The organism is Vibrio sp. 970 (assembly GCF_033339075.1).
The window spans coordinates 1-576 of sequence record NZ_JAWOTW010000607.1; the positions used below are offsets into that span (position 1 = coordinate 1).

The following is a 576-nucleotide window of genomic DNA, read 5'->3' on the forward strand; positions in this document are numbered from 1 at the left end:
CAGTAATCACAGCTCTTGACCTAAAAACTCCTGGTCGTGAAGATGAAACTGAAGAAGCTGCGGCGACTTCTAGTTCAGACATGGCAGGTGAGCTTGTTGCAGCATTCGGCGGCAAAGCAAACATCACTGGTCTAGACGCATGTATCACTCGTCTACGTGTTGCTGTTGCAGATACTGCTGCGGTTGACCAAGACAAACTGAAACAACTAGGCGCTGCTGGTGTTGTAGTTGTTGCAGGTGGTGTTCAGGCTATCTTCGGTACTAAGTCTGACAACCTAAAAACTGAAATGGATGAGTGGATCCGTAACCACGGTTAATCCCCAACATTCATTGTTTTGAAAGGAGGCTAAGGCCTCCTTTTTTGTGTTTTGGATATCGCTGAATAACTTATTATCTATTGCCTGCCTACCTGACTTTCTTGCCTATATTTTTTGCCTATTGGTTTCATGAGTACGACCTAGGCTCACCTTATTGAACCTTGTGATCTCAAACTCATCTTTACTTTTGTCGGCTTTTTCGTACAAACCGTTTACTCACTGATGACATAACAAATATTGAACATGTTTGAATTATGCA

1 protein-coding gene is annotated in these 576 nt (G+C 42.9%); it reads left to right on the plus strand.

The window, feature by feature from the left end; all coding sequences use genetic code 11:
• The coding region (locus R7Q11_RS28145; protein ID WP_225467224.1) for a glucose PTS transporter subunit EIIB at window positions 1-317 on the plus strand (317 nt) is incomplete at its 5' end.
• Between the last annotated feature and the right edge of the window lie 259 nt (window positions 318-576).